Raw genomic sequence first — 13,918 nt, forward strand, 5'->3', positions numbered from 1 at the left:
AAAAAAAAAAAAAAAAAAAACATTTAAAAAGACGGGTTTAATAAAAAAAGAAAAAAAGAGCTCAAACGAACCCCCACTACATCAAACGACTACCTCAGACAAAAAAAAATCCACACCCAACGCAACACCACACACGGAGCATCCCCGTAAGAGCCAGGAGGGGCCGCCGTCGTCGTGTGTCCGGGTGGCGCTCAGTCCGCCGTGCGCTCCACCGAGTCCGGCTCGGCCGGGGCGAGGACGTCCGCGGCGAAGTCCCGCTCCTCCTCGCTCTCGGCGACGGCGGCGCGCGCGGCGGCGGCACGGTCCGCCTGGGTCGGGACGAGCGTGGAGGTGGCCTCGCGGGCGAGCTGCCGCTCCTCGCGCTCCAGCGCCTTCGCGGAGAGCGCCTCGACGGCCCGTGCGAAGCGCGACTGCGCGCTCGGCTCGTCCGGCCCGAGCAGGTACCGCTTGAGCTCCCCGCGCGCCCGCGCGAAGCCGTCCCGCGCGATGTCCCGCGCCGCCGCGAGGAGTTCGGGGATCTGCTCGGCGTCCGGCGTGAGGATCGTCGCGGCCCGCACGGTCGGGAAGTCGGTCCGGAACTGCGCCTCGCTCACGCCCGCCGTGTTCGCCACCGCGTACGGCTTGCCGCTCATGAGGTAGTCGGACACGACGCTGGAGACGTCGCTGATGAGCAGGTCCGCCTGGTTGAAGCAGGAGTAGAGGGAGGGGCGCGCGCTCGTGATGATCTGGTGCGCGTCCGCGGGCAGCGAGGCCCAGTAGGCGTCCTCCCAGCGACGGGTGGCCTCGGCGACGGCCTTGTCACGGCCGCCGGAGGGCGTGCCCTGGACGAGCATCCGCTCCATCTCGTCGGAGCCCTTGCGGTAGTCGGCGGCGGTGAGCCGGTCCAGCTCGGCCTCCAGCCGCGCCGGCTCCGCGCCGTCCTTCGGGCCCTCGGGGGTCTTCGGCGCCGGGCGCGCCTCGTTCGCGGCGCGGATCAGTTCCTGGATACGGGCGTTCGCGGCGCCCGCGCGCGGGTCCACGGAGCCCGTCATCGGGTGCGGCTTGTAGAGCAGCCGCACCGCCGGGTCGGCGAGCAGGCGCCGCACGATGTTCTCGCCCGCCTCGATGACGGAGGTGTTGCCCGGCTGCCCGTCCCAGCCCTCCCACGTCGGCGCGTAGAGCACGGTCGTGACGGGACCGCCCGGCGCCGTCGTGTCGATGCCCTTGAGCTGCGGGCGCCCGATCTCGACCACGTCCTTGTCCTCGACGCCGACGTCCGCGAGGGCGTACCGCTCCCGCGCGGCGGGCCCGGCGACCCACACCTCGTCGTACGCCTTCGCGTACGGGTTGCAGCTGGAGAGCTTGTCGCTCTCGCCGTGGTTGACGAAGGCGTGCTTGATGCCGGGCATCCGCAGCACCTGCGAGGTCTTGCCCGAGTTCGAGGGGTGGATGAGCGAGCGCAGCGTGGACCGCTCGATCCGCATGAGGTGCGCGACCTTCGGCAGGCACAGGATCGGCAGGTCCGTCGCGGCGATCTTCTGCACCATGAACCGCTCGCGCAGGATGATCAGCGGACGCCCCGGCAGCCCGGCGAGCGGCTCCAGCCACATGTTCGCCTGGTACGCCGAGGAGGCCCCGCCCGAGAAGTACATCCCCGTCGTCGGGCCGTAGGCGGCGAGCCACTCGTCCAGCCAGGCCAGGGCGCGTTCCTCGTCGAGCGCCCGGCGGCCGGGCAGCAGGTGCGCGGCGAGCCGGACGATCCCGGCGAGCGAGAGGAGGAGCGAGACGCCGATCCCGCCGAGCGCCCAGGCCGTCTCGTCGGTGGCGACGGTGACGAGCAGCCCGGCGGTCGCGGGCAGGCCGAAGCCGAGCAGCCGGTGCCCGGGCCGGCGCAGCAGCAGCGCGGGCGGCGCCGCGGTGAGCCGGAGGCCGCTCGTGTCGATGTTGCGGGTCACGAAGGGCAGCGTGCGGGTCCTGCGGACGAGGATCGCGGCGCCCTGCGAGACGAAGTGGAGCCCGTAGACGGCGAGCAGCCCCAGCAGCAGGACGGTCCAGCCGCCCTCGCGCTCGGCCCTCGCGATCCGGACCACGCCCACGACGAGCAGCAGATCGCGCAGTGCCTGGCGGAGCGTGGCGTCCACCCGCAGGCGGCCGAGCATCGCGAGCGTCTGCTTGAGCCAGCGGTGCAGCACCAACTCCGTCAGCAGCCCCGCGGCGGCGGCGCCGACGAGCAGCCAGGGCAGCGCCAGGGCGGCCCCCACCGCCGAGGCCACGAAGCTCGCGGCGAGAACAGCGATGGGGAGCAGTCTGCCGAGGGCCTGACTGCGAAGAGCACGAGAGGTGGGGGGCACTACTCAGACTCCAAGGACTCGGATCGGGGAAGAAGCACGGGCACGGCCGAGAACGGGTCACAGGGGTGTGACCCGGGCCCGCGACGACGCGAACCGTCCGGTACAACGGTATGGCGGCGTTTTGGGTACCGGCCGCGGGCGGCGAACCGGGAACGCTGGGGAACGTTCCGGCCAAGCAGCCCGGCCCTCCTGCCCGTCCGGTATTCGATCATGCGCGTCACACCGGCGAACCCGCCGGTCAGGAGGACGACTCCACTCCACCCTTCCATGTCGCGCCGGGCTTCCCCGACGGCATTGTTGAGAAGAGTGTGAGAAGAATACGACGGTTGCCTGTGATCCCTCGTACGCAGTGTCGTATTCCTCACACCTGAGCGGGACGGCCGCCCCCGTGATGCTTGGGAACGCCCGGAAACGCCCGGGAAACGTCCGCCAGACGAAACGCGGAGGTGCGGGCGCCGCCCGTACGGCTAGATTGCCGACGTCGCGGCGGGCCGCGCCGCGGGCGGGACGGGCGCGGCGAGGAGCGCGGGCGACGCAGGCGCGACGTACGAGGGACACCGGACGGCGGGCCCGCCGGGCCGCAGAGCCCCGGGGGCCGGGAAGTGGGACAGCGCGTGACAGCGGCAAGGCAGCGGGTGGCCGAGGCCCGCAGGATCGTGGTCAAGGTCGGCTCCTCCTCGCTCACCACGGCCTCGGGCGGACTCGACGCCGACCGCGTGGACGCCCTCGTGGACGCGCTCGCGGGCGCGCGCGGCAAGAACGGGGAACGGGACCTCGTCCTCGTCTCCTCCGGGGCCATCGCCGCCGGGCTCGCCCCCCTCGGCCTCACCCGCCGCCCCCGCGACCTGCCCCGCCAGCAGGCCGCCGCGAGCGTCGGCCAGGGCCTCCTCGTCGCCCGCTACACCGCCTCCTTCGCGCGCTACGGCGTCCGGGTCGGCCAGGTCCTGCTCACCACCGCCGACACGAGCCGCCGCTCCCACTACCGCAACGCCTACCGCACCCTCGACCAGCTCCTCGCGATGGGCGCCCTGCCCGTCATCAACGAGAACGACACCGTCGCCACCGACGAGATCCGCTTCGGCGACAACGACCGCCTCGCCGCCCTCGTCGCCCACCTCGTCCACGCCGACCTCCTCGTCCTCCTCTCCGACGTCGACGGGCTCTACGACGGCGACCCCGCCGCCCCCGGCACCTCCCTCGTCCCCGAGGTGCGGGACCCCGCCGAACTCCAGGGCGTCGAGACCGGCGGCGCGGGCCGCGCCGGGGTCGGCACCGGCGGCATGGCCACCAAGGTCGAGGCCGCGGCGATCGCCGCCGCCGCCGGGGTGCCCGTCGTCCTCACCTCCGCGAGCCGCGCCGCCGAGGCCCTCGCCGGGCGCGCCACCGGCACGTACTTCCACCCCACCGGCCGCCGCTACGCCGACCGGCTGCTCTGGCTCCAGCACGCCTCGACGCCGCAGGGCGCCCTCGCGCTCGACGCGGGCGCCGTCCGGGCCGTGCTCGACGCGAACGCCTCCCTGCTGCCCGCCGGGATCACCGGGGCCACCGGTCGCTTCAGCGCGGGCGACCCCGTCGAACTGCGCGACCCCGAGGGCAGGCCCGTGGCACGCGGCCTCGTCAACTACGACGCCGAGGAACTGCCCCGCCTCCTCGGCCGCTCGACCCGCGAGCTGGCGAAGGAGCTGGGCCCCGAGTACGAGCGCGAGGTCGTCCACCGCGACGACCTCGTGCTGCTGCGCCGCCCCCTACTCACCCCCTGAACGTGTGGCCGAGCCGCCCGGCACGGCGGAAAGCGCCCGCCCCGGGGGTCGCGCTTGGGCAAAACGCCTCCGCCCGCGGGGCGGGGCTGCTCCACTTTGAGGGGGCGGCCCCCGCGACGGGCGGGGGCCCGCTGTTTCTGCGGGACGGAGGCCGTGGTGGTACGAGCACAGCCAGGGGCGCGGCCCCGGACGCTCAGCAGCGTGCGGAACGTGGAGGCGCGGCGCAGGAGCAGCGGGAGCAGGAGGACCGCCGCCACGAGGCGGAGCCGCGGCCCCCGCGCCCCGGCGCGCCCGGCTGTGGCACGTGACCCTCTCCGTCTCGGGCCGCCGCACACCGCTGCCCGACGTGCGGCGCGCGCTCGAACAGCTCGCCCACGACCACCCCTTCCTCCTGACCAGCCGCTACGCCGCCGACCACGCGGAGGTCCGCTACTGGGAGGAGGCCCGCGACCTCCACGACGCGGCCGCCCTCGCGCTGCGCCTGTGGGGCGAGCACCGGCACACGGCGCACCTCCCGCCGTGGGAGATCGTCGGCCTGGAGGTCGTCGACCGCGAGACCTACCACCACCGGGTGGCGGAGAACGCCGGCCCCCTCCCGGCCGCTCCGGTGGGGGTGCATCCCTTCCGGGAGCGGGACACGTAGGGGCGGTTTTCGGCCAAGCTGAACGCGCAGCCGCCCCTCCGGCGCTCGCGGAGCGGCCTCCGGGACGCGCCCCCGGAACCGGGGCCCGGGGCGGAGCCCCGCGAGGTCCAGCCGCTGGAACGCGAGGCCCGCGCCCCCGCCCCCGGTCTACGCTCGGCACATGACCCAGCTCTCCCCGTACGACACGATGACCCCCGTAGCCCAGACGACCTACCGGGCCCGCGCAGCGGCAACAGAGCTGGCCCCCCTGACCCGCGCGGTCAAGGACGACGTCCTCCTCGCCATCGCCGACGCGATCGAGGTCCGTTCCGCCGAGATCATCGAGGCCAACGCCCGCGACATCGCCCGCGCCGAGGAGGCCGGCACGCCCGAGGCCACGGTCGACCGCCTGCGCCTCACCCCGGAGCGCGTGCGCGCCATCGCCTCGGACGTCCGCGGCGTCGTCGCCCTGCCCGACCCGGTCGGCGAGGTCGTCCGCGGCTCGACGCTCCCCAACGGGCTCGACCTGCGGCAGATCCGCGTCCCGCTCGGCGTCGTCGGCATCATCTACGAGGCCCGCCCCAACGTCACGGTCGACGCCGCCGCGCTGTGCCTCAAGTCGGGCAACGCGGTCCTGCTGCGCGGCTCCTCCTCGGCGGTCGAGTCCAACACCGCGCTGGTACGGGTCGTCCGCGACGCGATCGGCGGCGCGGGCCTGCCCGCCGACGCCGTGCAGCTCGTCCCGGGCGAGGGCCACGAGCCGGTGCGGGAACTGATGCGGGCGCGCGGCCAGGTGGACGTGCTCATCCCGCGCGGGGGCGCGGGCCTGATCCGCACCGTCGTCGAGAACAGCACCGTCCCCGTCATCGAGACGGGCACCGGCAACTGCCACGTCTACGTGGACGCGCAGGCCGACGTGGACATGGCCGTCGAGATCCTCGTCAACTCCAAGGCGAGCCGCCCGAGCGTCTGCAACGCGGCGGAGACCCTCCTCGTGCACCAGGACATCGCCCCCGCCTTCCTCCCGAAGGCGCTCGCCGCGCTCGCCGAGGCCGGGGTCACGGTCCACGGCGACGAACGCGTCCTCGCCCACGCCGAGGGCAGCGGCGCCACCGTCCTCCCGGCCACGGCGGAGGACTGGGAGACCGAGTACCTCTCGTACGACATCGCCGCCTGCGTCGTGGACGACCTCGACCGCGCCGTCGCGCACATCCGCCTGTGGTCCTCGGGCCACACCGAGGCGATCGTGACGACCTCGCAGGCCGCCGCCCGCCGCTTCACCCAGCTCGTGGACTCCACGACGGTCGCCGTCAACGCCTCGACCCGCTTCACGGACGGCAGCCAGTTCGGCTTCGGCGCCGAGATCGGCATCTCCACCCAGAAGCTCCACGCCCGCGGCCCCATGGGCCTGCCCGAACTGACCTCCACGAAGTACGTCGTCACGGGCGACGGGCACGTGCGCTGAACGGGTGAGGGGTGCGCGGGCGGCCGTTGCAGGGTGAGCGCCGCGCGGGGCGGGCGGTGCGCGGCCGGGCGGCGTGTGGTGCTCGGCGCGGGGCGGGCGGCGTTCGCGTGTTCGGTGTGCGGGCGCGAGGCGAGTGGCCGGGGGCGCCGGACCCGCCCCGCCGGGGGCCCGGCACCGCGTCGCCCGGGGGCCTGGTACGCCGTCGCCAGGGTGCCCGGCGCCCGTCCGCTCACCCGATTTCCGTACCGCCAGGCCAATTTTCCTACCGTCTGCCCAAATCGCCCGCACCGGTCTACTCTGATCCTGTGCCGGAGGACGTGGGGGGCGCGCCGTTCGCGGACGGCTGGGAGCCCGACGACGACCACGACCACGGACGCGCGGACGAGGAGTTCGCCGCCGTGGTCTTCGACGAGGACTTCGTACGGGGCGCCCGTATCCACGAGCCCTCCGCCGTCGAACGCCTCCTCGCCGCCGCCGAGGCGCGCGCGGAGGCCGAGGCGAGCGGACGCGGCGGACGGCGGCTCGGCGAGGAACGCGCGGACCCCACCGCCGCCTGGGACCCCTTCGCCGACTGGGGCGGCGGCGAGGAGTACGACGCCTACCGCGACACCCGCACGGGCGAGGCGCGGGGCCGTATCCGCTGGCACCGCCCCGTCGCCTGGATGCTCGCCCTCGTCCTTGGCATCGGCATGGTCGCCCTCGCCCTCTCCGCCGTCTACCGCGGCGCCTCCGGCTCCCGGGACGACCCCCTCGCCCCGCCCCCGGCCTCGACCGGCAGCGAGCGCGGCGCGCACGCGGCCGAGCCGCCCGCCGCGTCCCCCGACCGGTCCCGCTCCGTCGCCCGGGCCACACCACGTACCCCCTGACCCGCGCGGCCGCGACGGCCCGCGCTGCCGTGCCCGCCGTCGCACCTCCACGTCCGCCGCGCCGCGGCACGACCTAGGCTGAAGGCATGGCAGGGGCAGCGGAACCGCCCGAGGGCCTCCCTCCCGAGGGAGGGGGACCGGACAGGGACGAGGAGTACCGGTCCGTCGTGTTCGACGAATCGTTCGTCAACGCTGCCCGGCTCCAGGAACTCTCCGCCGACGAACGCCTCCAGGGCGAGCACACCCCCGCCGTCCGCGACCGCCCCCGGCGCGGCCTCAACCGGCAGCTCCTCGTCATGGCCGTCGTCATCGTCCTCGCCTTCGCGACCGCCGTCGTGATGGGCGTCCGCACCGGCGAGGTCACCGCCTCCTCGGCCGCGGCCCGCCGCACCGAGGCGCTGCGCACGACCGTCATCCCGCTCGCCCCGCCCCACGCCGTGCCCGGCGCCCGCACCCCCGCCGACGTCTACGCCGCGAGCCCCGCCGCCGGCTTCCGCACCGGCGCCGCCGGCATCTCCGTGCCCAAGGGCGCGGCCGCCACCCAGCACTACACCCAGGGCCAGGTCATCGAGTCCCTGCGCATCGCCGCGGACTACCTCGTCAGCTCCTCGCTCGACCCGCGCGTCCTCGACGGCGGCCCGGCCACCGCCGTCCGCGCGCTCGTGGACCGGGGCCAGTGGCGCCAGTTCGACGCGAGCATGGACAGCCCGCGCCCCGACGGCAGGCACGCCGCCACCGGCTGGATCGTCCGCTTCGACCCGCGCGAGGTGCGCCTCGCCGACCCGCGCCACCCCGCGCGCGTCAACGGCACCCTGCGCGTCGAGGAACGCGGCGGCACCCTGGAGGTCGTCTCCGACCACGTCTTCGCCTACGCGCTCCGCGCCCCGAAGCCCGGCTCACCCGTCTCGCTCCTCAGCGTCCGCCGCGAGCTCCACTTCCGCCTCGACCCCGCCGACCTGCGCGACCACCGCGCCGAGGTCCTCACCTCGACCGTCCAGGCGGGCCCGCTCGACTGCGCCACCGAGTCCGCCGACCGCCTGCACCCGCTCCTCGCCGGAGCCCGCGCGAGCGGCGGCGGCCCCGCCGAGGGCACCGACCCGTACGCGCCCGACGCCTCCACGACCCTGTGCGGCACCCTCTCGGAGCACGCGGGGCCGACGAGGGGGTGAGACGGGACGCGTCCGGGGGGACGGGCCCCGTGTCCGGCCGGTCTCGGGCCGGTCAAGGAGGTCATGGGAGGGGAAAACGGGGTGGGGCGCGCACGGCCGGCGCACGGCCTGCGTCTAGCGTGGGGCCGCCGCGGTACACGAAGGAGCCACCCCCATGACGTACAGCACTCCCGGAATCCGCCCTCCCGGGCTCCGCCACGAGCACCTGCTCGCGGTGATCTCGAACGAGCCGGGCCCGGGGAACTTCCTGCGCACCGTCCTGATCGTCATGGTCCTCGGAGCGATCCTCCTCGCGTGGTTCCTCCTGCGCGGCTACCGGCAGGGCGACGCGGGTGACACGGACGAGGCGCGCGACGCGGGCGGGGCGGGCCGTTCCGGTGACGTGGACCGTACGGACGGCGCGGACCGTACGGACGGCGCGGCGCCCGCCGCCGAGGCGTCCCGTGCCCCCGCCGAGGCGTCCCGCACCGCCGCCGAGGGCGAGCGGCCCGCTTCCGGGGGCTGAACCCCGCGCGGTGCGTGAGGCGCCGGGCCTGACGAGGGCTCGGCATTCGGCGGATGCCCCGTACCCCGGGGAACTGAGTCGGCGTGAGCGCCCGGGAGCCGCCCGCATACGATGGGCGCGAACTTATCCCCCTCTCACCTCGCGATTGGTCCTGCCGACGATGAGCCTCTCCAGCACCGCGATCCAGCTGCTCCCCCTCGCCGAGGGCGAGCACGGCGGCAACCACGAAAGCCTCAGCCCCTACCTGACCGGCGGCGGCGCGCTCTTCGCGCTCCTCCTCCTGCTGTGGATCACCACGCGTTTCAACCGCGACCGCTGAACGGTCGCGGAGGGGGCGGCCCGGCCGGGACAGTAGGCTCTGCACGCATGGGAGAGCAGGACATGCCCACTGGCCCGGTCAGCAGCCCGGCGAGCGGCTCCATCAGTACGCGACGGCGCCGGCTCGGCGTCATGGGCGGCACGTTCGACCCGATCCACCACGGGCACCTCGTGGCGGCGAGCGAGGTCGCGATGCAGTTCGACCTGGACGAGGTCGTCTTCGTGCCCACGGGACAGCCCTGGCAGAAGAGCGAGAAGCGGGTCAGCCCCGCCGAGGACCGCTACCTCATGACGGTCATCGCCACGGCCGAGAACCCGCAGTTCTCGGTCAGCCGTATCGACATCGACCGCGGCGGGCCCACCTACACCAATGACACACTGCGGGATCTGCGCACGCTCAACCCCGGGACCGAGCTGTTCTTCATCACCGGGGCCGACGCGCTCGGCCAGATCCTGACGTGGCGCGACGCCGGGGAACTCTTCTCGCTCGCCCACTTCATCGGTGTCACCCGCCCGGGCCACCAGCTCACGGACGCGGGGCTGCCGGAGGGAGGGGTCTCCCTCGTGGAGGTCCCGGCGCTCGCGATCTCGTCGACGGACTGCCGGGCGAGGGTGGCGCGGGACGCGCCGGTCTGGTACCTGGTTCCGGACGGCGTGGTGCGTTACATCGACAAGCGACAGCTGTACCGCGGCGCGTAGCCGAGAGGGGCACCCGGTGAACGACCGAGACAACCCGTACCCGCCGTACGAGCCGGACCCCTACGGCGACGGGCAGGGCGGCCAGGGCTCCGGTCCGTACGAACTCGTCGGCTACGACGCGTACGGCCGCCCCGTCTACCAGCAGGCCCCGCAGGCCGCCCCGCAGACGGGGCAGCAGCCGGTGACCCCGCCCCCGCAGGACACCGGCTACGGCTACGACGCCTACGGGACGTACCCCGGCGACCGGCAGCAGCCCCCGAGCCCCCCGCAGGGCGCGCAGGAGCAGCAGGGCGGCTATCAGGACTACGGGAACGCGGGCTACGGCGGCCAGGGCTACGAGGGCCAGGGCTATGACGGCCGAGGCTATGACGGCCAGGGTTACGAGGGCCAAGGCTATGACGGCCAGGGCTACGGCAACTCCGGCTACGCGAACCCGGGTTACGACAACCGGGCGGCTCCGCGGGCGCCCGGCGCCCACGAGGACGTCCACGAGCGGCGGCAGGCGCCCGACACACGGGTCGAGGAGCCGAGGGCGTGGATTCCGCAGCAGCAGCCGACGACGCCGGAGGGCCCGCCGAGCGGTGAGTTCCCGCGGCCGGAGGGTTTGGCGGGCGGCGAGTTCCGGCGCCCGGAGGGTCCGCCGAGCGGTGAGTTCCCGCGGACCGGCAGCGCCGGGCCCCCGGGCGCGCCTCCCGGCGGTCCCGCTCCGGACGAGGACCCTCGCGACTACCGCACCGAGATGTTCTCCTTCATCGAGGAGCCCACCGACCAGTCCGAAGACGTCATCGACTGGCTCAAGTTCAGCGAGAGCCGCAGCGAGCGCCGCGAGGAGGCGCGCCGCAGGGGCCGCAGCCGGATCATCGCGCTTGTCGTCGTCCTCGCCCTCGTCGTCGCGGGCGGCGTCGGCTACCTCTGGTTCGCGGGCAAGCTCCCCGGCTCCTCGGCCTCGGGTTCCGGCGCCGCCGACGCGAGCGGCCCGCAGAACCGCGACGTGCTCGTGGTGCACCTGCGCAACACGAAGAAGGACGGCGCCTCCTCCACGATGCTGCTCGTGGACAACACGACGGCGAAGCACGGATACGCGGTGCTGCTGCCCCAGAAACTCGCGCTCACCGACGAAAACGGCAACGACACGACGCTCGGCAAGTCCGTCTCCGACGACGGCTCCAGCGGCACGAGCGACGCGCTCGACGGACTGCTCGGCACGAAGATCCAGGGTTCCTGGCGGCTCGACACCCCCTACCTGAGCAACCTCGTGGACCTCGTGGGCACGATCGAGGTCGACACGGACGCGGCCGTGCCCGACCCGAAGAAGAAGGGCGGGGACCCGCTCGTCCACAAGGGCGAGGCCCAGAGCCTCAGCGGCGAGATGGCCGTCGCCTACGCCACGTACCAGGCGAAGGGCGAGCCGGAGACCGCGCAGCTCAAGCGGTTCGCGGACGTCATGCGCGGGATTCTGCGGAAGATCTCCAGCGACCAGCAGTCCGCGACGCTGACGATCCAGTCGCTCGCGCAGATCCTCGACCCGCCGCTCACCGACAAGGACCTCGGCGCCTTCCTCGCCAAGCTCTCCGACCTCGCCAAGGGCGGCGACTACACCAGCTCGGTCCTCCCGGTCGGCGAGGACGGGTCGCTCAGCGAGGCGACGAACGAGAAGGTCGTCAAGGACGTGCTCGGCGGTACCGGCAAGACGGAGGCCGACGGCGCCGACGACGACACGCGCGTCGCGGTGCGCAACGCCACGGGCAAGAAGGACCTCGCGCAGAAGGCCCGCGTCAGCCTCGTCAACGGCGGCTACACCTTCGTGGACGGCAGCAGCACGGACACGGCGGCGGCCTCCCGCGTGACGTACGGCGACGAGAAGGACAAGGGCAAGGCCGTGGAGATCGCCCGCACCCTGGGCCTCAAGGACACGGCGGTCACGAAGGGCAAGACCACGGGGAACGCGCCGGTGTCGGTGGTACTGGGGGAGGACTACACCGGCAAGTGAGGGAACGCGCCGGACGAGGGCGCGGCTGGATGACAGGGCGGGTTCGCGAGGGGAGCGGGCCCGCCCTGGTGCGTGGGGGCGTGGGTGCCTTGGTGTGGGGGTGGGTGCGCGGGTGCCTCGGTGCGGGGGTGTAGGGGTGCGCGTGCGTTGGTGTGGGCGTGGGTGCGCGTGCGTTGGCGTGGGTGCGTGGGTGCGTGGGTGCGTGGGTGCGTTGGTGTGGTGGTGTGGTGGCGTGTTGGTGTGGGGGAGGGGCGCGGGATGCGGGTGTGCGGTGAGGGGGGCCGGGCCGGCCCGGGGATGCTTTCGTCACCGCCCTCGCGCCTCTTCCGGACCGGCTCGCGCGGCCACCGCGAAAACCGCCGGGAGGGGGAGGCGGGCGGCGTGAGACCCTTGGGGTTGTATGCCCGCCTACCCGAAAGCTGTGCAGTGACCGCCACGGACCGCTCCATCGAGCTGATCAAGGCCGCCTCCCAGGCCGCCGCCGACAAGCTCGCCCACGACATCATCGCGTACGACGTCAGCGATGTGCTGTCGATCACGGACGCCTTCCTGCTGGCCTCCGCCCCCAACGACCGCCAGGTCAAGTCGATCGTCGACGCGATCGAGGAGCGGCTCGCCAAGGACCTCGGGGCCAAGCCCGTCCGCCGCGAGGGGGACCGCGACGCCCGCTGGATTCTGCTCGACTACGTCGACATCGTCATCCACGTGCAGCACTCCGAGGAGCGCGTCTACTACGCGCTGGAGCGGCTGTGGAAGGACTGCCCCGAGATCGAGCTCCCCGAGGACGCCAAGGCGACCAAGGGCAAGGGCGCCGAGTACGCGGCCCAGCTCGCCGCCGCTCCCGAGGAGCCGGAGTTCGCGGACTTCGACGGCATCGGCATCGAAGGGGAGTAGCGGTGACCATTCCGGCCGCGCCGCGCGGGCGCCGCATCATCCTGTGGCGCCACGGCCAGACCGCCTGGAACCTGGAGCGCCGGTTCCAGGGAGACACGGACGTCCCGCTCACCGAGACGGGCCGCGCCCAGGCCAGGCGCGCGGCCCGCCTGCTGGCCTCGCTCCGGCCGGACGCGCTGATCGCCTCCGACCTGGGCCGCGCCGCCGACACGGCGGGCGAGCTGGCCGCGCTCACCGGTCTGGAGATCACCTTCGACCGCGGCCTGCGCGAGACCTACGCGGGCAACTGGCAGGGGCTCACGCACGAGGAGATCCTCGAACGCCACGGGGACGAGTACACGGCCTGGAAGCGTGGCGAGCCCGTCCGCCGGGGCGGTGGCGAACTGGAGACGGAGGTCGCCGAGCGCGCGGCCCCCGTCGTCCTCGCCCACGCCGAGAAGCTCCCCGAGGACGGCACCCTCGTCGTCACGAGCCACGGCGGCACCATCCGCACCACGATCGGCCGCCTCATCGGACTCGACCCCTACCAGTGGGAAGGCCTCGGCGGCCTCTCCAACTGCTGCTGGTCGATCCTGGGCGAGGGGGCCCGGGGATGGCGGCTGCTGGAGCACAACGCGGGGACGCTGGCGGAGCCGGTGCTGGGGGACGAGGTGTGAGGGGGCGGTTGGTGGGTGCGCCCGGGCCAGGACAGCCCCCACCCTCCCTGGGGGGCGACCCCGTATCCATCCTCTCGCAGTCGCAACCCCCGCCGGACCATCCCGTGCAATCTGTGGATAACTCGGGCGAACTCGTCACGCGCCTCACACGCAGGGGTGGCGAGCGTTCTCGCGTGTCCGCTACGGGGAGAATCCACCACCCGTACGGGGCAAAGCGGCCGAGCGGGACGGCGAGCCCGAGCCTCTGCGCCGATCCGGTTCGGTTCGGTTCGGTTCGCCCGTCGTGCTCCAGGCTCGCCCTGTGGGCGTGACGCACCACGTACGGCATCCGACGCACCAAGCCCGCTCCGACGCTCTCCGCCCGCACGCGGAACCGAGCGCGGAGCGCACGCGCGAAGTGCTCGCGCCGCGAACGGGCCGCGTTCAGCCAACGGCGCCGAGGAGCGTCTGGCCGTACCTACGAGGTCGCCGCGGCCGTCCCCGTCGGCTCTCCGCGCCTCCTCGCGGCGGCCGCCGGGGCCGGATTTCACTTTCCGGCTGGTCGCAGGCTAAAGTTCTTCTTGTTCGGCCCGCCGCGCGGGGGGAACGCGCGGGGCTATAGCTCAGTTGGTAGAGCGCTTGCATGGCATGCAAGAGGTCAGGAG

11 protein-coding genes and 1 pseudogene are annotated in these 13,918 nt (G+C 73.7%); 11 read left to right on the forward strand and 1 reads right to left on the reverse strand.

What is annotated here, in order from left to right; translation table 11 throughout:
* Nucleotides 1-191: 191 nt before the first annotated feature.
* Complete coding sequence (locus tag SSBG_RS20450; protein ID WP_008747967.1) at nucleotides 192-2,330, reverse strand: hypothetical protein; 2,139 nt, start codon at nucleotides 2,328-2,330, stop codon at nucleotides 192-194.
* A gap of 635 nt (nucleotides 2,331-2,965) precedes the next feature.
* Here SSBG_RS20450 and proB point away from each other — a divergent pair.
* The 11 genes and pseudogenes from proB to SSBG_RS20505 all read left to right on the forward strand — a co-directional run bounded on the left by proB (nucleotide 2,966) and on the right by SSBG_RS20505 (nucleotide 13,274).
* Entirely contained in the window at nucleotides 2,966-4,090 is a 1,125-nt protein-coding gene (gene proB, locus SSBG_RS20455; protein WP_008747969.1) for a glutamate 5-kinase, read from the forward strand.
* 286 nt (nucleotides 4,091-4,376) lie between these two features.
* A pseudogene (locus tag SSBG_RS20460) lies at nucleotides 4,377-4,733 on the forward strand (hypothetical protein); the annotation flags it as partial.
* 160 nt (nucleotides 4,734-4,893) lie between these two features.
* The gene (locus SSBG_RS20465; RefSeq protein WP_008747971.1) at nucleotides 4,894-6,177 is read left to right on the forward strand and encodes a glutamate-5-semialdehyde dehydrogenase; all 1,284 of its coding nucleotides are present in this window, start codon (nucleotides 4,894-4,896) and stop codon (nucleotides 6,175-6,177) included.
* A 305-nt stretch (nucleotides 6,178-6,482) separates the two neighbouring features.
* Nucleotides 6,483-7,043 carry a hypothetical protein gene (locus tag SSBG_RS20470; protein WP_037870256.1) on the forward strand — a complete coding sequence of 187 codons (561 nt, stop codon included), beginning with the start codon at nucleotides 6,483-6,485 and terminating at the stop codon, nucleotides 7,041-7,043.
* Nucleotides 7,044-7,129: 86 nt separating this feature from the next.
* Complete coding sequence (locus tag SSBG_RS20475) at nucleotides 7,130-8,212, forward strand: hypothetical protein (protein ID WP_008747973.1); 1,083 nt, start codon at nucleotides 7,130-7,132, stop codon at nucleotides 8,210-8,212.
* 154 nt (nucleotides 8,213-8,366) lie between these two features.
* Nucleotides 8,367-8,717, forward strand: coding sequence for a hypothetical protein (locus tag SSBG_RS20480; protein WP_008747974.1), 351 nt, complete (start codon nucleotides 8,367-8,369; stop codon nucleotides 8,715-8,717).
* Between the two features lie 160 nt (nucleotides 8,718-8,877).
* Entirely contained in the window at nucleotides 8,878-9,036 is a 159-nt protein-coding gene (locus tag SSBG_RS33770) for a hypothetical protein (RefSeq protein WP_010286342.1), read from the forward strand.
* A gap of 47 nt (nucleotides 9,037-9,083) precedes the next feature.
* Nucleotides 9,084-9,734, forward strand: coding sequence for a nicotinate-nucleotide adenylyltransferase (gene nadD / locus SSBG_RS20490; RefSeq protein ID WP_008747976.1), 651 nt, complete (start codon nucleotides 9,084-9,086; stop codon nucleotides 9,732-9,734).
* Nucleotides 9,735-9,750: 16 nt separating this feature from the next.
* Nucleotides 9,751-11,724 (forward strand): LCP family protein, encoded by a 1,974-nt coding sequence (locus tag SSBG_RS20495; RefSeq protein WP_037870261.1) that lies wholly within the window; start codon nucleotides 9,751-9,753, stop codon nucleotides 11,722-11,724.
* 426 nt (nucleotides 11,725-12,150) lie between these two features.
* A complete protein-coding gene (gene rsfS, locus SSBG_RS20500) occupies nucleotides 12,151-12,618 on the forward strand; it encodes a ribosome silencing factor (protein WP_008747978.1) in 468 nt (155 codons plus the stop codon).
* Between the two features lie 2 nt (nucleotides 12,619-12,620).
* Entirely contained in the window at nucleotides 12,621-13,274 is a 654-nt protein-coding gene (locus tag SSBG_RS20505) for a histidine phosphatase family protein (RefSeq protein WP_008747979.1), read from the forward strand.
* Nucleotides 13,275-13,918 lie beyond the last annotated feature (644 nt).

This window comes from Streptomyces sp. SPB074 (genome assembly GCF_000154905.1).
Classification (GTDB): Bacteria; Actinomycetota; Actinomycetes; order Streptomycetales; family Streptomycetaceae; genus Streptomyces.